Genomic DNA, 24,018 nt, shown 5'->3' with positions numbered 1-24,018 from the left:
GGTCGGTGTCAGGCCCCGGAGACCGGGGCGTCCGGGGCCCCCTGGCTCCGCGTTCCCTGGTTCTGGGCCTGGATCGCGGTGATCGCCACGGTGGTGACGATGTCCTGCACCAGCGCGCCGCGCGACAGGTCGTTGACCGGCTTGCGCAGACCCTGGAGCACCGGGCCGACCGCGACGGCGCCCGCCGAACGCTGCACGGCCTTGTAGGTGTTGTTGCCCGTGTTGAGGTCGGGGAAGATCAGCACGGTCGCCCGCCCGGCCACGTCGGACTCGGGCAGCTTGGTCGCCGCGACCGAGGGCTCCACGGCCGCGTCGTACTGGATCGGTCCCTCGATCAGCAGGTCGGGCCGCTGCGAGCGAACGATCTCGGTGGCCTTGCGGACCTTGTCCACGTCCGCCCCGGAGCCCGAGGTGCCGGTGGAGTACGAGAGCATGGCGATCCGCGGCTCGACGCCGAACGCGGCGGCCGTGGCGGAGGCCTGCACGGCGATGTCCGCGAGCTGCTCGGCGTCGGGGTCCGGATTGACCGCGCAGTCGCCGTAGACGAGGACCTTGTCGGCCAGGCACATGAAGAAGACCGAGGAGACGATCGCCGCGTCGGGCTTCGTCTTGATGATCTCGAAGGCGGGGCGGATGGTGGCCGCGGTGGAGTGCACCGACCCGGAGACCATGCCGTCGGCGAGCCCCTCCTGGACCATCAGGGTGCCGAAGTAATTCACGTCCGTGACCACGTCGTTGGCGAGTTCGACGGTCATCCCCTTGTGGGCGCGGGCCTTCGCGTAGTACTCGGCGAAGCGTTCGCGCAGCGCCGAGGTCGCCGGGTCGATCAGCTGCGCGCCCGAGATGTCGATGCCCAGGTCGGCCGCCTTCTTCAGGATGGCCGGCTCCTCGCCCAGCAGGGTCAGGTCGCAGACCCCGCGGCGCAGCACCACGTCCGCGGCGCGCAGCACCCGCTCCTCGGTTCCCTCGGGCAGCACCACGCGGCGCCGCTCGGCGCGGGCCCGCTCCAGCAGTTCGTGTTCGAACATCATCGGGGTGACGCGCTCGGAGCGGGCCACCGACAGCAGGCCGCGCAGCTCGGCGGTGTCGACGTGCCGCTCGAAGAGGCCGAGGGCCGTCTCCAGCTTGCGCGGGGTCGCCGAGTTCAGTCGGCTCTGGAGGGAGAACAGCTCGGCGGCGGTCGGGAAGCTGTTGCCGGCCACCGAGACGACGGGCGTACCGGGCGCCAGCTTCGAGGCCAGCGTCAGGATGTCCTGGCCCGGCCGCTCGTTCAGGGTCAGCAGTACGCCGGCGATCGGCGGGGTGCCGGAGGTGTGCGCGGCGAGCGCGCCGATCACCAGGTCCGAGCGGTCCCCGGGGGTGACGACGAGGCAGCCGGGCGTCAGGGCGTTGAGGAAGTTCGGCAGCATCGCACCGCCGAAGACGAAGTCGACGGCGTCGCGCGCCAGCCCCGCCTCGTCGCCCAGGAGCACCTCGCCGCCGAGCGCGCGGGTGATCTGCGCGACGGTCGGGGCGGACAGGGACTTGTCGTCCGGCAGCACGTAGCAGGGGACGGGGAGCCGGGCGGCCAGCCGTTCGGCTATGACGTCGCGGTCCTCGGGGGCCACCCGGTTCACGACCATCGCGACGACGTGGCAGCCCAGGCTCTCGTAGGCGCGGTAGGCGTTGCGGGTCTCGGCGCGCACGGCCTCGGCCGGGTGCTTGGTGCCGCCCACCACGGGGACGACGACCGCACCGAGCTCGTTGGCGAGGCGGGCGTTCAGCGCCAGCTCGTCGGGGAGGTTGGTGTCGGCGTAGTCGGTGCCCAGGACCAGCATGACCTCGTAGTCACGGGCCACCCGGTGGAAGCGGTCGACCAGCCGGGAGACCAGCTCGTCGGTGCCCTTCTCGGCCAGGATGGCGGAGGCCTCGTGGTACTCCATGCCGTAGGCCGTGGCCGCGTCCTGCTCGATCCGGTATCGGGCCTTGAGCAGGTCGAAGAGCCGGTCCGGGGCGTCGTGGAGCAGGGGGCGGTACACGCCCACCCGACCCGTCTGCCGGGTCAGGAGCTCCATGATCCCCAGCTCGACGACCTGTCGGCCGTCCCCCCGCTCGATACCGGTCACGTACACGCTGCGCGTCACGCGTGCTCTCCGTCCGTGGTCTGTGATGGTCGTGGCGCCCCACCGTGCGGCGGGCCGATCCGTGCGTCGTTCATCCCGAATGCGTGGGGCTTGACCCCTTGACAATACCTCCGGCAATGGATAGGGCGCCCGCCGGAACAAAGGCCCTGCGGGAGGGTCGAAAGGCCCGGTGGGCGGAGTGGCGCGCAGCGCGCGGCCACCCGGGCACGTGGAACAATCGGACAGGCGTCATCAATACGCCCTTCATATGTACGGTCGTCCGCCCGCACGCGTACGGCCAGGTACGACCAGGAGCAGGAGACACAGCACGATGCGTATCGGAGTTCTCACCGCAGGCGGCGACTGCCCGGGCCTGAACGCTGTCATCCGGTCGGTCGTACACCGCGCCGTCGTCGGTCACGGGGACGAGGTCATCGGCTTCGAGGACGGCTTCAAGGGCCTGCTCGACGGTCACTACCGCCCCCTCGACATCAACGCCGTCAGCGGCATCCTCGCCCGCGGCGGCACGATCCTCGGCTCGGCCCGCATGGAGCGAGCCCGCCTCCACGAAGCCGCCGAGAACGCGGCCGAGTTGGCCAGGCGGTACCAGATCGACGCGCTCATCCCGATCGGCGGCGAGGGCACCCTGACCGCCGCCCGCATGCTGTCGGACGCGGGGATGCCCGTCGTGGGCGTACCGAAGACCATCGACAACGACATCTCCTCCACGGACCGCACCTTCGGTTTCGACACCGCCGTCATGGTGGCCACCGAGGCCATCGACCGACTGAAGACCACCGCCGAATCGCACCAGCGCGTGATGGTCGTCGAGGTCATGGGCCGGCACGCCGGTTGGATCGCCCTGGAGTCCGGCATGGCCGGCGGCGCCCACGGCATCTGTCTGCCGGAGCGCCCCTTCGAGGTGGACGCCCTGGTCAAGATGGTGGAGGAACGCTTCGCCCGCGGCAAGAAGTTCGCGGTCGTCTGCGTGGCGGAGGGCGCGCACCCGGCCGAGGGCTCCATGCCGTACGAGAAGGGCGCCATCGACCAGTACGGTCACGAGCGCTTCGCCGGCATCGGCAACCGCCTCGCCGTCGAGCTGGAGCACCGGCTCGGCAAGGAGGCCCGTCCGGTCATCCTCGGCCACGTGCAGCGCGGCGGCACGCCCACCGCCTACGACCGCGTCCTCGCGACCCGCTTCGGCTGGCACGCGGTGGAGGCCGTCCACCGCGGCGAGTTCGGCAACATGACCGCGCTGCGCGGCACCGACATCGTGATGGCCCCGCTGGCCCACGCCGTCACCGAGCTGAAGACCGTTCCCGAGGAGCGGATGTACGAGGCCGAGTCGGTCTTCTGACCGGCCCGCCCGGCCGGGACCTCCGGCCCCTCTTCACCTGCCGAACGGCCCCGGTGCGCCTCCCCCGCGGAGCGCCCGGGGCCGTTCGCGGTTCCGGCCGGCGGGGCGGCGGTGTGTCCTATCCCGCACCGCCGACCAGGGCCCAGAACCGGTCGGTGATCTCCGCGAGGAACTCCCGCCCCGAGGTTCCGGCGCCGGCGCCCTCGGCGCCGCCCCAGCTCAGGGTGGACACCATCCGGGCCTGGTAGTCGCCGTGCAGCAGCTCCAGCGCGCGCTCCAGGTTGGCCTTGGGCACGGGGAGCAGCTTGGCGAGGGGTTTCACGTACGCCTGCCAGCGGGTGGTCACCGCGCTGCGGAGCAGGTCGGTGAGTTCGTCGTGCTTGCCGGTCGCCGTGATGAACTGGGCCAGGGTCAGGCCGAGCACCGAGGCCAGGGCCGCGGACTGTCGCTCGTTGCCCTTCCAGCGTCCGGTGTCCTCCATCTTCTGGTACGCGTTCGCGTCGAGGCCGAGCCGTCGGGCCAGGTCGTCGGGGTCGAAGCCGCGGGCGACGCGGTGTTCCCGCAGGGTGACCGGCTCGGCGAGCAGCTCCGCCGGGGAACACCAGAGCACGCCCGCGAGGGCCGTGAGCTCGGTCGAGCTCGGCGATTGTTCGCCGCGCTCCCAGGCCATCACGGTCTCGGGCGCGACGAGCAGTCCGTACTGGGCTCGCAGGCCATAGGCGACATGACCGGGAGCCATGCCCAGGGCCGCGCGCAGACGACGCGCGGCGGGGGCATTGAAAGGTGGGCTGGAGTGCACAGGGCACACGGTAGAAGTGGCCAAGGCTTGGCGACTACCAACCGTTCAAACAAGCTCATAACTCGTAGGAAAGTCCTATTGAGATAAGGGCTTTGGACGGGTTTCCCTGCGACTGTCCGGTAATCGGATCAGTCGAAGATCCATTCATAGCGTACGGATTTAGCCACTCCATTTCAGGTGCCCGGTCACACCCGTCACGTGATCCCCGTCACACGTCCTGAACCCGCCGTGCGCCCCGTACGTGATCCGTATCGGGGGCCCTCGCATACGGGGGTGGCGAGGGCCCCCGCCCCCTCCCGACCGCGCCCGGAGGCCGACCGCCCTGCCGGCGCCCGGGCCCGAGGTCGTCGGGGGGAGCGGTTCGCTACGGCGTGAGCCAGACCGTCGCCAGCGGCGGGAGCGTCAGCCGCAGACTGGCCGCGCGTCCCTGGGTCGGCACCGGCTCGGGCAGGAGTGGCGCGGCATGGTGGACGTCGCTCCCGCCGTAGGCCGCCCGGTCGGTGTTGAGGACCTCCCGCCAGAGGGGAACCTCCTCCGGTACCCCGATCCGGTACGCGTGCCGGACCACCGGGGAGAAGTTCGAGACGCACAGCAGCTGGGAGCCGTCCTGCGCGAACCGGAGGAACGCCAGCACGTTGTCCTCGGCGGCGTCCCCCGCCACCCAGGCGAAGCCCTCCGGCACCGTGTCCCGCTCCCACAGCGCCGGCGTCGCCCCGTACGTGTGGTTCAGGTCCCGCACGAGGTCGCGCACGCCCCGGTGGTCACCGGCCGCCGAGTAGGAGGAGTCCAGCAGCCACCAGTCCGGCCCGTGCGACTCCGACCATTCCGAACCCTGCGCGAACTCCTGTCCCATGAAGAGCAGTTGCTTGCCCGGGTGGGCCCACATGAACCCCAGGTACGCCCGGTGCGTGGCCCGCTGCTGCCACCAGTCGCCCGGCATCTTCGACACCAGGGCCCGCTTGCCGTGCACCACCTCGTCGTGCGAGATCGGCAGCACGTAGTTCTCGCTGAACGCGTACACCATCCCGAACGTCATGTCGTTGTGGTGGTACTTGCGGTGCACCGGCTCCTTCGACACGTACCGCAGGGTGTCGTGCATCCAGCCCATGTTCCACTTCATGCCGAAGCCGAGCCCGCCCGAGTCCGTCGGCCGGGTCACCCCGTCCCAGGCCGTGGACTCCTCCGCGATCGTCATCACGCCCGGGCAGCGCCGGTAGACCGTCGCGTTCATCTCCTGGAGGAAGGCCACCGCGTCCAGGTTCTCCCGGCCGCCGTGCTCGTTCGGCGACCACTCGCCGTCCTCGCGCGAGTAGTCCAGGTACAGCATCGAGGCCACCGCGTCCACGCGCAGGCCGTCCACGTGGAACTCCTGGCACCAGTACACGGCGTTGGCGACGAGGAAGTTGCGGACCTCCTTGCGGCCGTAGTCGAACTCCAGCGTCCCCCAGTCGGGGTGGGCGGCCCGCTGCGGGTCACCGTGCTCGTACAGCGGCCGGCCGTCGAACTCGGCGAGCGCCCACTCGTCGCGCGGGAAGTGCGCGGGCACCCAGTCCACGATCACCCCGATGCCCGCCCGGTGCAGCGAGTCCACCAGGAACCGGAAGTCGTCCGGGGTGCCCATCCGCGAGGTCGGCGCGTAGAGGCCGGTGACCTGGTAGCCCCAGGAACCACCGAAGGGGTGCTCGGCGACCGGCATCAGCTCCACGTGCGTGAAGCCCAGCTCCTTGACGTACGCGGGCAGCTGCTCGGCGAGCTGCCGGTAGCCGAGCCCCGGCCGCCAGGACGCCAGGTGCACCTCGTAGACGGAGAACGGCGCCTGGTGCGGCGGCCGTTCGCCGCGCGTCAGCATCCAGTCGGCGTCCTGCCACTCGTACCGGGAGGCGGTCACCACCGACGCGGTCGCCGGCGGGACCTCCGCGTACCGGGCCATCGGGTCGGCGCGCACGGTGTGGCTGCCGTCCGGGCGCGTGATGTCGTACTTGTACAGGGTTCCCTCGCCCACCCCCGGCAGGAACAGCTCCCACACCCCGGTGGAACCGAGCGAGCGCATCGGGTGGGCGGCGGGGTCCCAGTACGAGAAGTCGCCGGTGACCCGGACGCCCTGGGCGTTCGGCGCCCACACGGTGAACCGGGTGCCGGTCACGCCCTGGTGTTCCATGGGCTGCGAGCCGAGCGCCGTCCACAGCTCCTCGTGCCGACCCTCGCCGATCAGGTGCAGGTCCAGCTCACCGAGGGCGGGCAGGAACCGGTACGGGTCGTGGACCTCCACCTCGTCGCCGTCGTACGTCACCAGCAGCCGGTAGTCCGGCACGCCGGTCAGCGGCAGCAGCCCCGAGAACAGCCCGTCCCCGTCGTCGAAGAGCTCGGCCCGCAGCCCCTTCGCCACGATCGTGACGGACTTCGCGTGGGGGCGCAGCACCCGGAAGGCGACCCCGCCCCGCTGGGCGCGGGCGCCCAGCACCCCGTGCGGGTCGTGGTGGCGGCCCTCCAGCAGCCGGGCGCGTTCCTCGGCGGCGAGCGCGGGCGCGGGCCGGACGCCGCCGTGCAGCGGGTCGGCCCGTCGGGCCCGCGGGGTACGGGGCTTCTTCCCGGTCTCGGGGGCGGTTTCGTCGCGGACGGTCGGTGACGGCTGTCGTGCGGCGCTCACGCGAGCGGCCTCCTCGGGGGCTTCGGATGCGGATGGGGGGAGACGGAACCGGGAGCGGGCGGGGTCGGCGGCACGCGGTGGGCGGGCCGCTGCGGTTCCGACAGGCGGCGGATCGCCGCCATCGGGACGTGCAGCCAGTCGGGTCGGTGGCGGGACTCGTAGCGGGCCTCGTACACCGCCTTGTCGGTCTCGTACGCGCGCAGCAGGACGGGGTCCTCGCGCGGGTCCCGGCCGGTGGTGCGGGCGTAGCCCTCGCAGAACGCGGCCCGGCAGGCGTCCGCCCATGCGGGGGCGAACGGTCGGTGCGAGCGGGCGGCGTAGTCGAAGGAACGCAGTATCCCCGCGATGTCCCGCACGGCCGGTTCGGGGCGGCGCCGGTCGGCGAGCGAACGGGCCGGTTCGCCCTCGAAGTCGATCAGCGCCCAGGTGCCGTCGACGGTGCGCAGGGTCTGGCCCAGGTGCAGGTCGCCGTGGATGCGCTGGGCCGGTACCCCGGCCCCCCGGGACGCGGCCAGGGCGTCGAAGGCGCCGCGCAGGCCGGCCTCGTAGGGCTGGAGCGCGGGGACCTCGCGCGCGGTGGCGGCGAGCCGGGCGGTCATCCCGGCGGCGAGCCGGGCGGTCTGCTCGGGCCCCAGCGCGATGGTGGGCAGGGCGGAGGCGAGGGCGCTGTGCACCTCGGCGGTGGCCCGGCCCAGCGCGTGCGCCTCCGCGGTGAAGTCGGCGCCGGCGCCCAGTCGGCGCAGGGCCAGCTGCCAGCCGTCGTCGGAGCCGCGCAGGTACGGCTGGAGCACGCCCAGGGTCAGCGGCTCGGCCCCGGGCAGTGCGGCCTCGTACCAGGCGACGGGCGCGGGTACCCGGGAGCAACCGGCGGCGGCCAGTGCTCTGGGCAGTTCCAGGTCCGGATTGACGCCGGGTCCGACGCGGCGGAACACCTTGAGGATGAACGAATCTCCATAGATGAGGGAGGAGTTGGTCTGCTCCCCCGAGAGCGGCCGGGGTTGCAGCCCGGCCGGGACCGGGGCCTGGGGGTCCCGGTCGAAACGGAGCGGGCCGAGGGTGCCGGGGGAGCGCAGTCGCTCCAGCAGCATGGCGGCGAGCCGGGGATCGCCCAGCGCCTCGTAGACCGCCCTGCCCGCGTACGGGCCGTCCTCGGCGGTCCCGATCAGTGCGGGCGCGAGGGCGGGCGGGAGCGGGGACGGGCGGATGCCCAGCAGGAGCTGGTAGCAGTCCCCGTCCACGTCGAGGAGCAGGTGGAGCAGTCCGGGAACGGATCCCGGCGGCAGCAGTTCGGCCGCCGAAACGGCCCTCAACCTGCTGATGGTGCGGCCCTTGCCCGCGAACCAGCGCTGTGCGGGCAACCAGGCCCTCAGCATCGGTTCCAACGGGCCGATCCCGGCGGCCCGGTCGGCCGTCAGCCGGCTCCGGGCGGATGCAGCCTCCGACATGGCGTCGCGTCCTTTCCCCGGGCCGTCACAGAATGCGCAGAGTGTCCCGGATGTGCGGCAGTTGCTTCTCCGGTATGTGCGAGTGTCGGGTCAGGATGATCCGTACAGGGGCGGGCGATTGACCCAAAGGAGTGCCCGCCCCCCTGCTCGGTCCGTCAGTCGGCGCGCTGGTCGCTCCGCAGGCGGAACCAGTAGAAGCCGTGTCCCGCCAGGGTCAGCAGGTACGGCCATTCACCGATCGGTGGGAAGCGCACGTCACCCGTGAGCTCCACCGGGACCCGCCCGTTGAACGACCTCAGATCCAGCTCGGTGGGCTGCGCGAAGCGCGAGAAGTTGTGCACGCACAGCACCAGGTCGTCCCCGAGCTCGCGGAGGAACGCGAGGACCGCCGGGTTGGACGAGGGCAGTTCCGTGTACGAGCCGAGACCGAAGGCGGGGTTCGCCTTGCGGATCTCGATCAGCCGCCGGGTCCAGTGCAGCAGCGACGAGGGCGATGCCATGGCCGCCTCGACGTTGGTGACCTGGTACCCGTAGACCGGGTCCATGATGACCGGCAGGTTCAGCCTGCCCGGATCGCACGAGGAGAAACCGGCGTTGCGGTCCGGGGTCCACTGCATCGGGGTGCGGACGCCGTCGCGGTCGCCGAGCCAGATGTTGTCGCCCATGCCGATCTCGTCGCCGTAGTAGAGGATCGGCGAGCCGGGCAGGGACAGCAGCAGGGCGGTGAACAGCTCGATCTGGTTGCGGTCGTTGTCCAGGAGCGGGGCGAGCCGGCGCCGGATGCCGATGTTGGCCCGCATCCGCGGGTCCTTCGCGTACTCGGCGTACATGTAGTCGCGTTCTTCGTCCGTGACCATTTCGAGGGTCAGCTCGTCGTGGTTGCGCAGGAAGATGCCCCACTGGCAGCTGTCCGGGATCGCCGGGGTCTTCGCGAGGATCTCCGAGACGGGGTAGCGGGACTCTCTTCGTACGGCCATGAAGATGCGCGGCATGACGGGGAAGTGGAACGCCATGTGGCACTCGTCCCCGCCCTTCGCGTAGTCGCCGAAGTAGTCGACGACGTCCTCGGGCCACTGGTTGGCCTCGGCGAGCAGCACGGTGTCCGGGTAGTGCGCGTCGATCTCCGCCCGGACCCGCTTGAGCAGGGTGTGGGTGCGCGGGAGGTTCTCGCAGTTGGTGCCCTCCTCGGCGTACAGGTAGGGCACGGCGTCGAGGCGGAAGCCGTCGATGCCGAGGTCCAGCCAGAAGCGCAGGGCGGAGACGATCTCCTCGACGACGGCCGGGTTCTCGTAGTTGAGGTCCGGCTGGTGCGAGAAGAAGCGGTGCCAGTAGTACTGCTTGCGTACGGGGTCGTACGTCCAGTTCGAGGACTCGGTGTCGACGAAGATGATGCGGGCGTCCTGGTACTGCTTGTCGTTGTCGGCCCACATGTAGTAGTCGCCGTAGGGCCCGTCGGGGTCCTTGCGGGACTGCTGGAACCACTCGTGCTGGTCGCTCGTGTGGTTCATGACGAAGTCGATGATCACCCGCATGCCGCGGGTGTGCGCGGCGTCCACGAACTCCACGAAGTCGGCGAGGTCGCCGAACTCGGGCAGCACGGACGTGTAGTCGGAGACGTCGTAGCCCCCGTCGCGCAGGGGCGAGGCGAAGAACGGCGGCAACCAGAGGCAGTCGACGCCGAGCCACTGGAGGTAGTCCAGCTTGGCGGTGAGCCCCTTGAGGTCACCGACGCCGTCGCCGTTGCTGTCGTGGAAGGAGCGGACGAGGACCTCGTAGAAGACCGCCCGCTTGAACCAGTCGGGGTCGCGGTCCTTGGCGGGGGTGTCCTCGAAGGTGTCGTGGACGGGATCGTTGATCATCATGTGGTGGGTGACCCTCCGGTGGGCGGGGACGGTCGCAGTGCGGCCAGTACGTGTGCGGGCGTGCGGCCCGGCTCCAGGCGTACGTAGTTCGCCCTGCCCCAGTGATAGGTATCGCCGGTGAGCTCGTCGCGCACCGCGAGGGACCCGTGCCAGTCGAGGCCGAGTACCGGCATGTCCAACGAGACCGTCGCCTCCTGGGTGTGGTGCGGATCGAGGTTGACGACCACCAGTACGGAATTGGCGCCCGCGTGCTTCGAATAGGCGATCACCTGTTCGTTGTCGGTCGAATGGAAGTGGATGTCCCGCAACTGCTGGAGGGCGGGATTGAGCCGGCGCACCCGGTTCAGGGTGGTGATGAGCGGGGCGATGGTGCGGCCCTCGCGCTCGGCGGCAGCCCAGTCGCGTGGCCGGAACTCGTACTTCTCGGAGTCCAGGTACTCCTCGCTGCCCGCCTTCGCCGGGGCGTTCTCGCACAGCTCGTAGCCCGCGTAGACCCCCCAGGTGGGGGAGAGGGTGGCGGCCAGGACCGCGCGGACCTCGAAGGCGGGGCGGCCGCCGTGCTGGAGGTACTCGTGCAGGATGTCGGGCGTGTTGACGAAGAAGTTCGGCCGCATGACCGAGGCCGAACGGTCGTCCGCCAGTTCGCTCACGTACTCGGTCAGCTCGGACTTGGTGTTGCGCCAGGTGAAGTACGTGTACGACTGCTGGAACCCGACGGCGGCCAGGGCCCGCATCATGGCCGGCCGGGTGAAGGCCTCGGCCAGGAAGATCACGTCCGGGTCGGACTTGTTGATGTCCGCGATCACCTTCTGCCAGAACACCACCGGCTTGGTGTGCGGGTTGTCGACCCGGAAGATGCGGACGCCGTGGTCCATCCAGTACCGCAGGATCCGGCAGGTCTCCTCGACGATGCCGGCCATGTCGGTGTCGAAGTGGACCGGGTAGATGTCCTGGTACTTCTTCGGCGGGTTCTCGGCGTACGCGATCGTCCCGTCGGCCCGGTGGCGGAACCAGTCGGGGTGCTTCTCCACCCACGGGTGGTCGGGGGAGCACTGGAGCGCGAAGTCGAGGGCGATCTCCAGCTCCAGTTCGCGGGCCCGGGCCACGAAGGCGTCGAAGTCCTCGATGGTGCCGAGCTCGGGGTGGACCGCGTCGTGGCCGCCCTCGGTGGAGCCGATGGCCCACGGCACGCCCGGGTCCCAACTCCCCGCTGACAACGTGTTGTTGGGTCCCTTGCGGTAGGTGGAGCCGATGGGGTGGATGGGCGGCAGGTACACCACGTCGAAGCCCATGTCCGCGATCGCGGGCAGCCGCTCGGCGGCGGTCCGGAAGGTACCGCTGACCGGGGCCGAGCCGGGCTCCAGCACCGCTCCCTCGGAGCGGGGGAACATCTCGTACCAGGAGCCGAAGAGGGCGCGCTTGCGCTCGACCAGCAGCGGGAGCGCCTTGGCGGCGCTGACCAGCTCCCGGTACGGGCGCTTGGCGAACGCGGCGTCCACCGCGGGCGCGAGCGCGACCTCGTACCGCTCGGCGACGGGCCGGTCCTCGTCGCGCATGATCGCGGCGGCGTCCAGCACCGCCGCGCGGCCGTCCCGCTTGGGGATCTTGGCGGCGGCCCGCGCGTAGAGCTCCGCTCCTTCGAGCAGCACGAGACCGGTATCGATGTCCGCCGGGATCTTGATCGCGGCGTGGGACCGCCAGGTGGCGACCGGATCGCTCCACGCCTCGACGGTGTACGTCCACCTCCCCTCGGTCTCGGCGGAGATCCGGGCCCCCCACCGGTCGGTGCCGGGGGCGAGCTCGCGGAGCGGGATCGGCGGGCGCAGGCGCCCGCTCGGATCCCGCAGCACGACGTGTGCGGCCACGGCGTCGTGGCCCTCGCGGAACACGGTGGCGGAGATCTCGAAGACTTCGTCCGCGACCGCCTTGGCGGGTCTGGCGCCGCAGTCGACGGCAGGGCGGACGTCCAGCACGGGAATGCGACCGATCATGATGGGATCACCTGGGGGCAGTTCGCAGGGCTCGGTGACAACAGGCCAGCCGGTATCACGGCTGGTAGTGCACGCTCTGTTCGCTCTGTTTCTAGCCGCTCGGAAGACGGCTGGGCTGCGGGCATGGCCGCTCCTGTCCGCGTTCACTCGGGTGGCGGGGAAAGGGGGTGGGCGGGTGCGCCGTGCGTGTACCGCGCGTACCCGCAGAGCCCTGCCCCACGCACGCCCCGTCCAATCCGAGCCGTTGGTTAACTACTCGTACGTAGTGGCACGTGGCGCACAAAGGACCGGATCCGCGGGTGCCGATGCTCCGTCAAGTCGGTGAGGAACAAGCGATGTACAGCGAAATGGTGTCCGCCCCATCCGTCACACCCGTCCCTGAAGTAACGCCGTCGAGGGGGTGGGGAGGGGCGCCGCAACCGGTGCTCGTCCTACCGTGCGGCATGGTGCTGCGCCCCTGGCGGGACACGGACGCGCAGGTCCTGGCGTCGGCCCACGAGGATCCGGACGTCCGACACTGGAACCGGACCGAGCCGATGACGCCGACCGGGGCCGTCGACCGGATCGAGCGGTGGGCGCGGCGCTGGGACGCGGGGGAGGCGGCGGTCTGGGCGGTGGCGCACCCCGACGAGGACGGGGCCGCGGGAGCGGCGGTGGGCCTCGTCGGTTTGGCCGACATCGATCCGTCCGGCGCGAGCGCGGAGTTCCTCTACTGGCTGCTGCCGGCCGGACGCGGCCGGGGCGCGGTGGGGCAGGCCGTGACGGCCGTTTCCCGATGGGCGTTCGAGGAGTGCCGTCTGCACCGGCTGCGTATCTGTCACTCGGTGGGCAACCCCGCCTCCTGCGCCGTCGCGGTCAGAGCCGGCTTCCCGCTGGAGGGCACCATGCGCGGCGCCCTCCTCCACGCCGACGGATGGCACGACGAGCACCTCCACGCCCGCCTGGCCACCGACGCCCGACCGGAGGCCGGGCCGGACGCCCGACCGGACGCCTGACCGGAGGCCCGACCACCGACGCCCGGCCGGATCCCGCCCAGGCGTCGAGGCCGGGCGGACGGCCGGATTCCGCCACCGGGAGCCCGCCCCGTGCCCACCCGGGCGGCAGGCGCGACAATGCCTGGCATGGGCCCGATGGAGCAGCAGGAATATCCCCTCGTACGGCGCCTGCGCGCGCCCGACCCCCGGCTGCGCGAGGCCGCCGCCCGGGAGGCGGCCGACACCCTGTGGGGGCCGGAAGCGGAACGGGTCCTGGCCGCCGCGCTGGTGAGCGCCGCCCGCGAGGAGGACGACCCCGGCGCGCTGGCGGCGCAGCTGGCGGCCCTGCCCGCCGTGGAGACCGGCCTGGACGACACCGACCTCGGCCGACTCGCCGTCATGCCGTCCCCGCCCCCGGTGCTGGCCCGGCTGCTCGCCCGGGCGGGCCGGCTCCAGGTCGCCGGACCCGTGGAACCCGTCGGCGCCGGCACCCGGGCCGTCGTGCGCTGCCTGCGCGGCATACCGAGCACCGGCCTGAGCCTGCGCACCCCGCTCGGAGCCCGGGTGGTGCTGGAGCGCATCGAGTCCTACGGCCGGGCCACCGATCGACTGGGCACCGGCGCCTCGGCGCGGGTGCTGCTCTCGGGTCCCGGGGCGCGGGCCCTGGGGGAGTGGGACCGGCTCGAAGCCGACCCCCGCGCCCGGGAGTACGTACGTCTGCTGCGGGCGCCCGACCCGCGGGTGCGGGAGCTGGCCGCCGCCGGGGCCGCGGACTGGCCCGACTCCTGGGACCCCGAGACCGGCGCCCTGCTGTGCGCCGCCCTGGCCCGCGCCGCCGTCCACGAACCGGACGCCTCCGCGTTGGAGACCGAACTGGGCGCCCTGCTCCAACTCGTCCGCTTCCTGCCGCCGCCGGCCCGCGCCGCCCTGCGCGCACTGGACCGCACGATGCTGCCCCCGGCCCTCCTCCCGTGCCTGGACGCCCTCCTGGCCGCCGAAGGCCCCGTGCACTGACCGCGCCGCGGCCCGGCGCCGGAGGGGCGGGATGGTCCGGGGCGGGGTTCGCCGCTAGCCTTCCGGGGGCGATGCGCGGGTGCACAGCGTGGTGCGGCCGCTCCGATCCGTAATCCCCTGCGAAGGTGGAACACGTGAAGGCTATCCGTCGATTCACCGTGCGCCCCGTCCTCCCCGAACCCCTCGTGCCGCTCGCCGAACTGGCGCGCAACCTGCGCTGGTCCTGGCACACGGAAACCCGAGAACTCTTCCAATCCGTCGACCCCGAAGGCTGGCAGGCCGCCGGCGGCGACCCCGTCCGGCTGCTCGGCGCCGTGCCCGCGGCCCGGCTCGCGGAACTCGCCGCCGACCGGCGGTTCCTGCGCCGGCTCGCCGTCGCCGTCGCCGACCTCGATGACTACCTCCACGGCGGGAGGTGGTACCAGAGCCAGGAGAACGCGGCCGACCTGCCCGCCGGGATCGCCTACTTCTCCCCCGAGTTCGGCATCACCGCCGCCCTCCCCCAGTACTCCGGCGGCCTCGGCATCCTCGCCGGCGACCACCTCAAGGCCGCCAGTGACCTCGGCGTGCCCCTCATCGGCGTCGGACTCCTCTACCGACACGGGTACTTCCGCCAGTCCCTGTCCCGTGACGGCTGGCAGCAGGAGCACTACCCGGTCCTGGACCCCAACGAACTGCCCGTCTCGCTGCTGCGCGAGGAGGACGGCGCCCCCGCCCGGGTCTCGCTCACCCTGCCCGGCGGCCGCTCCCTGCACGCCCACGTCTGGCAGGCCCGCGTCGGCCGGGTCCCGCTGCTCCTCCTGGACTCCGACGTCGAGGACAACGACGCCGTCGCCCGCGAGGTGACCGACCGCCTCTACGGCGGCGGCAGCGACCACCGGCTCCTGCAGGAGATGCTGCTGGGGATCGGCGGCGTGCGCGCGGTGCGCACGTACTGCCGGATCACCGGGCACCCCGACCCCGAGGTCTTCCACACGAACGAGGGGCACGCCGGCTTCCTCGGGCTCGAACGCATAAGGGAACTGGAAGGGGAGCGCGGCCTCGGCTTCGACGCCGCCGTCGAAGCCGTGCGCGCCGGGACGGTGTTCACCACCCACACCCCCGTCCCGGCCGGCATCGACCGCTTCGAGCGCGGCCTGGTCGCCCGGCACTTCGGGGAGGCCGCCGAACTGGCCGGCGTACCCGTCGACCGGATCCTGGAACTCGGCGCGGAGTCGTACCCCGGTGGCGACCCCGGGGTGTTCAACATGGCCGTCATGGGACTGCGCCTCGCGCAGCGGGCCAACGGCGTCTCCACCCTCCACGGCGCCGTCAGCCGGGGGATGTTCGCCGGGCTCTGGCCGGGCTTCGACCCCGTCGACGTACCCATCGCGTCCGTGACCAACGGGGTGCACGCCCCCACCTGGGTCGCCCCCGAGGTCATGCGGCTCGGCGCCCGCCAGATCGGGTCCGGGCGCACCGAGGACGCCCTCGCCGTCGGCGGCTCCGCGCGCTGGGACGCCGTCGCGCAGATCGCCGACCAGGACGTGTGGGACGTGCGCCGGGTGCTGCGCGAACAACTGGTGCAGGAGGTACGGGACCGGCTGCGCGCCTCCTGGAAGCAGCGCGGGGCCGCGGACGCGGAACTGGGCTGGGTGGACTCCGTCCTCGACCCGGACGTGCTGACCATCGGCTTCGCCCGGCGCGTGCCCTCGTACAAGCGGCTCACGCTGATGCTGCGCGATCCCGAGCGGCTGCGCCGACTGCTGCTGGACCCGGACCGGCCCGTGCAGATCGTCGTCGCGGGCAAGGCGCACCCGGCCGACGACGGCGGGAAGCGGCTCGTCCAGGAGCTGGTGCGGTTCTCGGACGACCCGCGGGTGCGTCACCGCATCGTCTTCCTGCCGGACTACGGCATGGCGATGGCGCAGAAGCTGTACCCGGGCTGCGACGTCTGGCTGAACAACCCGCTGCGTCCGCTGGAGGCCTGCGGGACCAGCGGGATGAAGGCCGCGCTCAACGGCTGCCTCAACCTCTCCGTCCTGGACGGCTGGTGGGACGAGTGGTTCGAGCCCGACTTCGGCTGGGCCATCCCCACGGCCGACGGCCTCGGCACGGACGAGGACCGGCGCGACGACCTGGAGGCAGGCGCCCTCTACGAGCTGATCGAGAACCGGGTCGCCCCCCGGTTCTACGACCGGACCGGGCGTTCGGGGCTGCCGGTGCGGTGGATCGAGATGGTCCGGCGCACCCTGGTGTCCCTGGGGCCGAAGGTGCTCGCGGGGCGGATGGTCCGCGAGTACGTGGAACGGCTCTACACCCCGGCCGCCCGCTCCCACCGCGCCCTGACCGCCGACGCCGCGCGGGACCTGGCCTGGTGGAAGGGTCAGGTCCGGGCGGCCTGGCCGCGCGTGGCCGTCGAGCACGTGGAGGCCGTCGCCGCGGCGCCCGTCGGGGGCACCGCCGAACTGGGGGCCACCCTCACGCTGCGGGTCCGGGTGGCGCTCGACTCGCTGACGCCCGAGGACGTGGAGGTGCAGGCCGTCGCGGGCCGGGTCGACGCGCAGGACGTGATCCGGGACGGGCGGAGCTTCCCGCTCAAGCCCGCGGCCGGTCCCGACCTGGAGGGGCGGTGGGTGTACGAGGGCCCGCTCGCCCTCGACCGCACGGGGCCGTTCGGCTACACCGTACGGGTGCTGCCGTCGCACCCGCTGCTGGCCACCCCGGCCGAGCTCGGGCTGGTCGCGGCCCCGGTGAACACCGAGGCCCCCGGCGGCGTCCTGCTGCGCTGAGCCCCGGGCCGGGCGCCCGTTCGCCCTGCTACGGCCCGTCCCACCGCCCCGTCCCGCAGTCGCGGGCGGGGCGGTGGGCCGTACGGACGCGGGTGGCTTCGGGGGGCGCCCCGAGAGGGTGAACCATCGAACACGTTGCGCATGCAGAAACGTTTCTGCGAAGGGGGTCGCTCCTACGTTGTCCGCGGATGCCGACAGGACAGGCATCCGTGGACCCCCGAGAAACGGATCCCCACATGCGTCTACGCACCACAGCCACCGTGCTGCTCGCGAGCCTCGCGCTCGTGCTGCCCACCGCCGGCCAGTCGATGGCCGGAGACCGGCACGACCGCGAGTCCCTCGGCGAGCTGTACTACCGGTACGCCGATGAGGAGGGCGACGTACACCGCAGGTCGATCGAACCGGCCGACAACGACACGTGCTACCAGCTGCCGGGCACGCGCAACCACCCGGCCTTCAAGGTGGAGAACGACACCGAATCCCTCGCGCTGGTCTTCCGGGACCGCAACTGCGGCGGTGAGCCGCAGGAGGTGCTGGAGCCGGGCGACGAGGCGCGGAACCTGAACGTCCGCTCCGTGTACTTCAAGCCGACCGACGAGCACGGCCACCACGGCGGCCGCCACGACGGCGACAACGACAACGACAACTCCGACCACTACGACGAGGACGACCTCTTCCGGTCGGCCTTCCGCAACATCGGCTGATCGCGGGGCCGAACGGCACGTCACACCAGCACGAGGGCCCGGCACTCCCGTGGGTGCCGGGCCCGCGCGCGCGTCCGCCTCCCGGATGTCGCCTAGGGCGTTCGCGCTCCCGGCTCCAGCCACCGCACCACGTCCGCCGCCGTATAGGGGGAAGCGTCGGGGGACAGCCGCGTCAGGAACGACAGGTCCTTGCCGATCGTCACGAGCGGGGGCTCGATCCGCCCGCCCGGCCGTCGCTGCGCGAGGCCGATGGTGGCCAGCAGGCCGTTGCACAGGCACTGCTTGCCCTCGGCGTCCGCCGGATCCCCGCCCTTGCGGACGTACGCGGCCACCGGCTCGGCCGCGCACCGGTACACCAGCCCGCGCGGACCCCGTACGGGGGTGCGCAGGAATCCCAGGTCGCAGACCCGGCGCCGGGCGGCGGCCACCTCCGGCTCGGACACGGTGCCCGGCAGCCGCGCCACCTTGAACGGGAACGCGGTGGGGGAGGCCCCCGGATCGTTGCGGACCGTCAGGGACGCGGTGTGCGCGCGGCCGAGGAGCTCCTCGCGCAGGTGCCGGGCCATCCCCGACTCCTCGCACAGCGCGAAGGCGCTGCCGATCTGCACCCCGGCGGCGCCGGCGGCCCGGGCCGCGGCAACCGCCTCGGGGGAGGCCTGGCCACCCGCGAGCCAGAACGGCAGTCCGAGCCGGGCCATCCTCGCGAGGTCGGGGTGGTCCCGCGGTCCGTAGAGGGGTTCGCCGGCCGCGTCCAGGGTCATCGGCCCGCGCGGCGGGGCGCTGTGGCCGCCGGCCTGACTGGTCTCGATGACGAAGCCGTCGGGGCGGGTGGCCTCGTCCCGGGCCAGGTAGGTCGCGAGCACCGGCAGCGACACGATGGCCAGCACCTCCGGGCGGCGCAGCGGGCCGGGCAGGTGTCCGGCGAGCAGCGCCCGCGGGTCGAAGAGCTGCTCCAGCGGCTCCTCCTGGCCCACGACGGAGACCCGGGTCACGCAGGGTTCGCAGCGCGCCAACCGGGTGGCGAGGGTCGGGATCTGACCGGGGACTCCCGCGCCCACGAGCACGTGGTCGACGCCTGCCAGGATCGCGCCGAACATCGCGGGGGCGGTGGCCAGCTGGATCTTCTCCAGGTAGTTGATGCCGACGACACCATCGTGTCCCTCCTTGGCGAGCCAGACCTCGACGAAGTTGCCGAGGACGGTGAGGACCTCCGCCGGGGCCCCGCCGGCCGCGCGCAGGCGCGGGGTGGTCCGCATCGGGGTGCGGTCGTCGGGCAGGCCCCCCTCCCGGAAGTAGCAGTCGAGGGCGACCTGCGCGAGCTCGGGCAGCGGGAAGGCGGCCAGGGCGCGGCGGGCGTGACCGCCCGGGTCGCCGGTCTGTAGGACGCGGGCCAGTACGACGTCCAGCGCGGTGCCGGACACCACGCCCAACTGCCCCGTCCCGGACACCGCCCGGGCGAGCCGCCACCCGGAGACGCCGACGCCCATGCCGCCCTGGATCAGCCAGGGGCGCTGCGCGGGGGGAGCGTTCGTGGGGCTCTGGGGCATGGCGCACGTCCTCGGATCACTCGAACCTACGGTTCCGTAGGTTCGCCGGACCTCCACTATCTCCCCGCCGCCGGGCCCGCCGGCAGCGCCGAAGGTCCCGCCGCCGGGGGCAGCAGGTCCCGGCCGCGGGGGGCCGGCGGGCCCGTCACGCCGACGGCCCAGGGTCGTGCGCATGCTGGACGGGATCGACGACATCGACTGGGCGGAGCTGGAACACGCCTACGGGCAGGCGGACGACGTGCCCGCCCTGCTGCGGGCGGCCGGTTCGACGGACGCCCGGGTGCGGGAGGAGGCGACGGACGAGTTGTTCTCCTCCCTCTGTCATCAGGGCACGGTCTACTCGGCGACCGCCGCCGCCGTGCCGTTCGTCGCGCGGCTCGTGACGGACGGTCCCGGTCACCGGCTGTCGCTGCTGTGGCTGCTGCACGGCGCGGCCGACGGGACGGGCCGCGCGTACCGGCAGGTGCGCCGGGCGGTGGCGACCGCGCTGCCCTCCCTGCTGGGCCCGGCGGCGAGGGAGCCGGCCCGGGGCCTGTTGGCCCTCACCCGCTGACGCGGTCGCCGGGACATGGAACAGGGCCGCCCGGGGAGGTCTGCTCCCGGGCGGCCCCGTGATCTAACGGTTCAGCTGTGGTTCACGCTCGGACCCGGTGGGTCAGAAGGTGAGCTTCCAGCTGTCGATCTTGCCGATGTCGGCGGAGGCGAGGTCCGCGACACGGAGCTTCCAGACACCCTGGGCGACCTCGGAGGAGGCGTTCACGGTGAACTGCTGGACGATGTTGTCCGCGCTGCCGCCGGTGCGGTTGCGCAGGTTGTAGACGGAACCGTCGGGGGCGACCAGGTCGACCTTCAGGTCACCGACGTAGGTGTGGACGATGTTGACGTCCACCTTGAGGGCGCTGGAGGCGTTCCCCGTACGGTTCACCGTGATCGGCGACTCGACCGTGGAGTTGTCCGCGATCGCGTAGTCGGTCGTGTTCTCGAACACGCTCGGCTGCGTGGTGCCGACGGTCCAGGTGAAGGCCGCCGTACCGGTCTTGGCCTGCGAGTCGGTCACCGTGACGGTCACGTTGGACGTGCCCGCCGTGGAGGCCGTGCCCGAGATCAGGCCGGTGGAGGAGTTGATGGACAGGCCTGCCGGCAGGCCGGTCGCCGCGTAGCTCAGCGCACCCGGGTTCGTGCTGTTCGCCTGGATCTGCAGGCTCACCGCGCTGCCCGTGACGGTGTTCTGGTTGCCGGGGTTGGTGACCGTCACGCCGTTGGCGATGCGGGCACCGACCGCGATGCCGGCCCAGGCGTTGGCCACGTTGTTGTACGTGGTCGAGCCCTGGCCGTACAGGTCGGCGGCGGCCTGGAGGGTGGCGGTGCGGGCGGCGGCGTAGTTCGTGTTCGACTTGAAGTAGCCGACCGTCAGCGCGCGGAACCAGATCTTCGAGGCGGCGTCCCGGCCGATCGCGGTGACGGGCAGGCCGTCGGCGGTCGGGGAGTCGTAGCTGACCCCGTTGACGACCTTGGCGCCCGAGCCCTCGGAGGCCAGGTAGTACCAGTGGTTGGCCGGACCCGAGGAGTAGTGGACGTCGATGCCGCCCAGACCCGAGTACCACGAGTCCTTGGACGAGCCGTCCTTGCTCGGCTTGTCCATGTAGCGCAGCGGGGTGCCGTTGCCGCGGATGTCGATCTTCTCGCCGACCAGGTAGTCGCCGACGTCCTGCGGGTTGTTGGCGTAGAACTCGACGGCCGCCGCGAAGATGTCGGAGGTCGCCTCGTTCAGGCCGCCGGGCTCACCGCTGTACGTCATGTTGCCGGTGACCGAGGTGAGGCCGTGGGTCATCTCGTGCGCCGCGACGTCGGTGGAGGTGAGCGGCTTGGCGTTGCCGTCACCGTCGCCGTACGTCATGCAGAAGCAGGAGTCGTCCCAGAAGGCGTTCACGTAGTTGTTGCCGTAGTGGACCCGGCTGTACGGCGAGACGCCGTCGTTGCGCAGGCCGTTGCGGCCGTGGACGTTCTTGTAGTAGTCCCACGTCACCTGGGCGCCGTAGTGCGCGTCGGCGGCGGCGGTCTCCAGGTTGGAGGCGGCGCCGTTGCCCCAGACGTCATCGGTGCCCGAGAAGAGGGTGCCGGTGCCGGAGGTGCCGCGGTTGAGGTTGTTGGTCTTGTGGTTGCCGCGGGTGGCGTCGGTCAGCGTGTAGTTGCTGCCCGACTGCGAGGTGCCGAGCGTCACCTGGCCGCTGTACATGGTGTTGCCGGTGCCGGTCTCGACGGCCTGCCACTCGGTGATCTTCGCGCCGGTCTTGGCGTTGGTCACCACGTGCAGCTCGTTCGGGGTGCCGTCGTGCTGGAGGCCGCCGACGACGGTCTCGAACGCGAGGACCGGGGCGCCCTCGGCCGCCCAGATCACCTTGCGGGCGTTCTTGGAGGCCTTGGCCTCCTTCGAGCCCTCGGCGTTGGCGGCGGAGACGGCCTGGCTCTCGGCGGCCGACGGCGTGACCGAGGCGGTGGTGTCCGCGACCTTGATCTCGTGGTTGGTCGCCTTGGTGATGCTCTTGGTGACGCCGCCCTTGGCATGGACGGTGAGGTCACCACCGAGCACGGGCAGACCGTCGTAGGTCCGCTCGTACGAGGTGTGCGTGGTGCCGTCGGCGTCCTTGACGACGTCGCGGACGACCAGCTTCTCGCCGGAGCCGAGGCCCAGGGCCTTGGCCGCCTGCACGGTGGTGGAGTTGGCCTCGGCAAGGAGCGTCGCACGCTCCGAAGCGCTGAGTTTGAGGTTGGCCGCGCCCGGGTTGGGCTGGGCTGCCGCACTGGCCTGCGACGCGGTGGCGTCGGCGGTGGCACTGCCGGCCTGTATGCCTACGGCGAGCAGTGCTGCCGCGGCGACGAGCGCTCCGGCCGCGGTGGCACGCCTCTGGGGGGTGGGACTCAACGCAGACTCCTTCTGCAAGGGGGGTTCCGGACGGCTGGGTAGGGCCTCCGGGCAGATCAGGGCTGGTGCGATGAACGGTCGAAGAGTGCCACCTGTGGGCCGTGATGTCAGGGCCGCGTCAAAAGGTTGGCTGGAAACGGTTCGTTGTCCGAAGATACGTATCCGGTATCCGGACCATTCACCTTCGCGTGCGAAAGGGGTGCCCAATATGCGGACTGGTTGATACCGGTTCCTAACGCTTGAGCAACGAGAGCTCGCGTTAACGCAAACGGCATTTACCGTACGGGTGTTTGTCGTACTGTTTCCCGGTGCGACAGTCGCTCGTTGCCAGGGGAAGCCGCGGGCACGCGCCATCGTCTTAGACCACGTGCCAGGGGGGCCCATGAGGCATGTCCATTTTCCTGCGCAAAGGGTGGCCAGAGCAGTCTCCGAGTCGGACGGGCCGGCAACCGCCCCGGCACGGCGGCTCGGTGACAAGGCCCGCTGGTACCTGCCCGCAGCCGTCACGGCCGACTTCGTCGGCGCCGCCGTGCCCGTCGGCCTCGTCTTCGAGGCCGCGCAGCAGGCCCGGCCCGTCTACTGCGCCGTCGGCGCGGCTCTGGCGTGGACCGGCGTCCAGGCGCTGAGGCGTCGTTACACCTCCCGCGTGCTCGGAGAATCCCGCGGAGTCCTGCCGGTCCTCCACGACTGGCTGATTCTCATCGGGGTCCTGGCCGTCGCCCGCGTGGTGACGGGCGAGAGCACCCCTCGGCTGGCGGCCCTCGGGGCGCTGCTGCCGGCGCTGCTCATCACCGTCGCCTGCCACAAGCTCACCTACCGCCACCTCTCGGCGGCCCGCCGCGAGGCGCACGCCGTCAGCCGGGTCCTGGTCGTCGGCGAGCCCGAGGCGGCCGAGCACGTCATCGCCCACCTCGCCGCGCGCACCGACCACCCGTACGTCGTCGTCGGCGTGGTTCCCGTCGGCGCAGGCGCCCTGACCAGCGGAACGCCCGTCGCCGCACGGCTCGAGGACGGGATGCCCGAGGCGTCGAACGGCGACTCCGTCGCCGTCCTCGGCGCCGTCCGCAGCCACCAGGCCGACCTCGTGCTCGTCGCGCCCGGCGTGCGGATCGCGGGGGAGCGGCTGCGCCGCGTGGCGTGGGCCCTGCACGACGAGGGTCTCGAACTCGCGGTGTTCCCGGGACTGGTCGAGATATCCGTCAAGCGCCTGGAGACCCTCTCCGCCGGCGGTCTCGCCGTGCTGCGGATCGCGCCGCCCGTACGCCGCGGCGTGCAACCCCTGCTCAAGTCGGCGCTGGACCGCATCGGGGCGGGCGTCGGCCTGATCCTGCTGTCGCCGATGTTCCTCGGCGTCGTGCTGGCGATCCGGCTGGGGTCGCGCGGCCCCGCCTTCTACAGCCAGGACCGGATCGGCCGCGACGGCGAGCCCTTCGTCATGTGGAAGTTCCGCACGATGGTGGTGAACGCCGACAAGCTGAAGGCGGAGCTCTCCGGGGCCAACGAGAACGACGGCCTGATGTTCAAGATGCGTCGCGACCCCCGGGTGACCCGGGTGGGCCGGCTGCTGCGCCGGACCTCCATGGACGAACTGCCGCAGCTGCTGAACGTGCTGACCGGCAGCATGTCGCTGGTGGGCCCGCGCCCGCCGCTGCCCGAGGAGGTGGCGGAGTACGACGAGGTCGAGCTGCGCAGGCTCTCGGTGAGGCCCGGCATGACCGGCCTCTGGCAGATCAGCGGACGGTCCGACCTGTCCTGGGATGAAACGATTCAGCTTGATCTCCAGTACGTCGACAACTGGTCCTTCACCAGCGATGTCGACGTGATGGGCCGTACCCTCCGCGCCGTCGTCGACGGTCGCGGAGCGTACTGAGGGCCGTGGTGG

General features: G+C 71.9%; 15 protein-coding genes. 7 read left to right on the top strand and 8 right to left on the bottom strand.

What is annotated here, in order from left to right:
• Nucleotides 1-8 precede the first annotated feature (8 nt).
• The gene (pta, locus tag ACFY0I_RS27940) at nt 9-2,123 is read right to left on the bottom strand and encodes a phosphate acetyltransferase (RefSeq protein ID WP_388901005.1); all 2,115 of its coding nucleotides are present in this window, start codon (nt 2,121-2,123) and stop codon (nt 9-11) included.
• A gap of 310 nt (nt 2,124-2,433) precedes the next feature.
• Between pta and ACFY0I_RS27935 the strand changes: the two genes are divergently transcribed.
• Complete coding sequence (locus ACFY0I_RS27935) at nt 2,434-3,459, top strand: ATP-dependent 6-phosphofructokinase (protein WP_388901003.1); 1,026 nt, start codon at nt 2,434-2,436, stop codon at nt 3,457-3,459.
• 118 nt (nt 3,460-3,577) lie between these two features.
• Here ACFY0I_RS27935 and ACFY0I_RS27930 read toward each other — a convergent pair whose 3' ends face one another.
• From ACFY0I_RS27930 to ACFY0I_RS27910, 5 genes are all read right to left on the bottom strand, one after another.
• Nucleotides 3,578-4,267 (bottom strand): helix-turn-helix domain-containing protein, encoded by a 690-nt coding sequence (locus tag ACFY0I_RS27930; protein WP_388901001.1) that lies wholly within the window; start codon nt 4,265-4,267, stop codon nt 3,578-3,580.
• A 355-nt stretch (nt 4,268-4,622) separates the two neighbouring features.
• The gene (gene glgB / locus ACFY0I_RS27925; protein ID WP_388900999.1) at nt 4,623-6,905 is read right to left on the bottom strand and encodes a 1,4-alpha-glucan branching enzyme; all 2,283 of its coding nucleotides are present in this window, start codon (nt 6,903-6,905) and stop codon (nt 4,623-4,625) included.
• Nucleotides 6,902-8,350 carry a phosphotransferase gene (locus ACFY0I_RS27920; protein WP_388900997.1) on the bottom strand — a complete coding sequence of 483 codons (1,449 nt, stop codon included), beginning with the start codon at nt 8,348-8,350 and terminating at the stop codon, nt 6,902-6,904. Before ACFY0I_RS27920 ends, glgB begins: the two co-directional genes overlap by 4 nt.
• Before the next feature lie 155 nt (nt 8,351-8,505).
• Nucleotides 8,506-10,212, bottom strand: coding sequence for a maltose alpha-D-glucosyltransferase (gene treS, locus ACFY0I_RS27915; RefSeq protein WP_388900995.1), 1,707 nt, complete (start codon nt 10,210-10,212; stop codon nt 8,506-8,508).
• A complete protein-coding gene (locus tag ACFY0I_RS27910) occupies nt 10,209-12,203 on the bottom strand; it encodes an alpha-1,4-glucan--maltose-1-phosphate maltosyltransferase (protein WP_388900994.1) in 1,995 nt (664 codons plus the stop codon). The genes treS and ACFY0I_RS27910 overlap by 4 nt, the downstream gene beginning before the upstream one ends.
• Nucleotides 12,204-12,646: 443 nt before the next feature.
• Here ACFY0I_RS27910 and ACFY0I_RS27905 point away from each other — a divergent pair, with 443 nt between their 5' ends.
• From ACFY0I_RS27905 to ACFY0I_RS27890, 4 genes are all read left to right on the top strand, one after another.
• The gene (locus ACFY0I_RS27905) at nt 12,647-13,198 is read left to right on the top strand and encodes a GNAT family N-acetyltransferase (RefSeq protein WP_388900992.1); all 552 of its coding nucleotides are present in this window, start codon (nt 12,647-12,649) and stop codon (nt 13,196-13,198) included.
• Between the two features lie 126 nt (nt 13,199-13,324).
• On the top strand, nt 13,325-14,191 hold the full coding sequence (locus ACFY0I_RS27900) for a hypothetical protein (protein ID WP_388900990.1): 867 nt from the start codon (nt 13,325-13,327) through the stop codon (nt 14,189-14,191).
• 134 nt (nt 14,192-14,325) lie between these two features.
• On the top strand, nt 14,326-16,962 hold the full coding sequence (gene glgP / locus ACFY0I_RS27895; protein WP_388900988.1) for an alpha-glucan family phosphorylase: 2,637 nt from the start codon (nt 14,326-14,328) through the stop codon (nt 16,960-16,962).
• 236 nt (nt 16,963-17,198) lie between these two features.
• Nucleotides 17,199-17,666 (top strand): hypothetical protein, encoded by a 468-nt coding sequence (locus tag ACFY0I_RS27890; protein WP_388900986.1) that lies wholly within the window; start codon nt 17,199-17,201, stop codon nt 17,664-17,666.
• Nucleotides 17,667-17,758: 92 nt separating this feature from the next.
• Here the strand turns inward: ACFY0I_RS27890 and ACFY0I_RS27885 are convergent, their stop codons facing one another.
• On the bottom strand, nt 17,759-19,213 hold the full coding sequence (locus ACFY0I_RS27885; protein ID WP_388900985.1) for a nitronate monooxygenase: 1,455 nt from the start codon (nt 19,211-19,213) through the stop codon (nt 17,759-17,761).
• Nucleotides 19,214-19,385: 172 nt separating this feature from the next.
• Here ACFY0I_RS27885 and ACFY0I_RS27880 point away from each other — a divergent pair, with 172 nt between their 5' ends.
• Nucleotides 19,386-19,766 carry a hypothetical protein gene (locus ACFY0I_RS27880; RefSeq protein ID WP_388900983.1) on the top strand — a complete coding sequence of 127 codons (381 nt, stop codon included), beginning with the start codon at nt 19,386-19,388 and terminating at the stop codon, nt 19,764-19,766.
• A gap of 102 nt (nt 19,767-19,868) precedes the next feature.
• Here ACFY0I_RS27880 and ACFY0I_RS27875 read toward each other — a convergent pair whose 3' ends face one another.
• On the bottom strand, nt 19,869-22,136 hold the full coding sequence (locus ACFY0I_RS27875) for a M4 family metallopeptidase (RefSeq protein ID WP_388900981.1): 2,268 nt from the start codon (nt 22,134-22,136) through the stop codon (nt 19,869-19,871).
• A 382-nt stretch (nt 22,137-22,518) separates the two neighbouring features.
• Here ACFY0I_RS27875 and ACFY0I_RS27870 point away from each other — a divergent pair, with 382 nt between their 5' ends.
• Nucleotides 22,519-24,006: a sugar transferase gene (locus ACFY0I_RS27870; RefSeq protein ID WP_388900979.1), complete on the top strand. Its 1,488-nt coding sequence runs from the start codon at nt 22,519-22,521 to the stop codon at nt 24,004-24,006.
• Nucleotides 24,007-24,018: the final 12 nt, after the last annotated feature.

It is taken from the genome of Streptomyces sp. NPDC001568, from assembly GCF_042893755.1.
Classification (GTDB): Bacteria; Actinomycetota; Actinomycetes; order Streptomycetales; family Streptomycetaceae; genus Streptomyces.
Note: the sequence above shows the minus strand (reverse complement) of the source record. Positions and strands in the feature narration are given on the sequence as shown.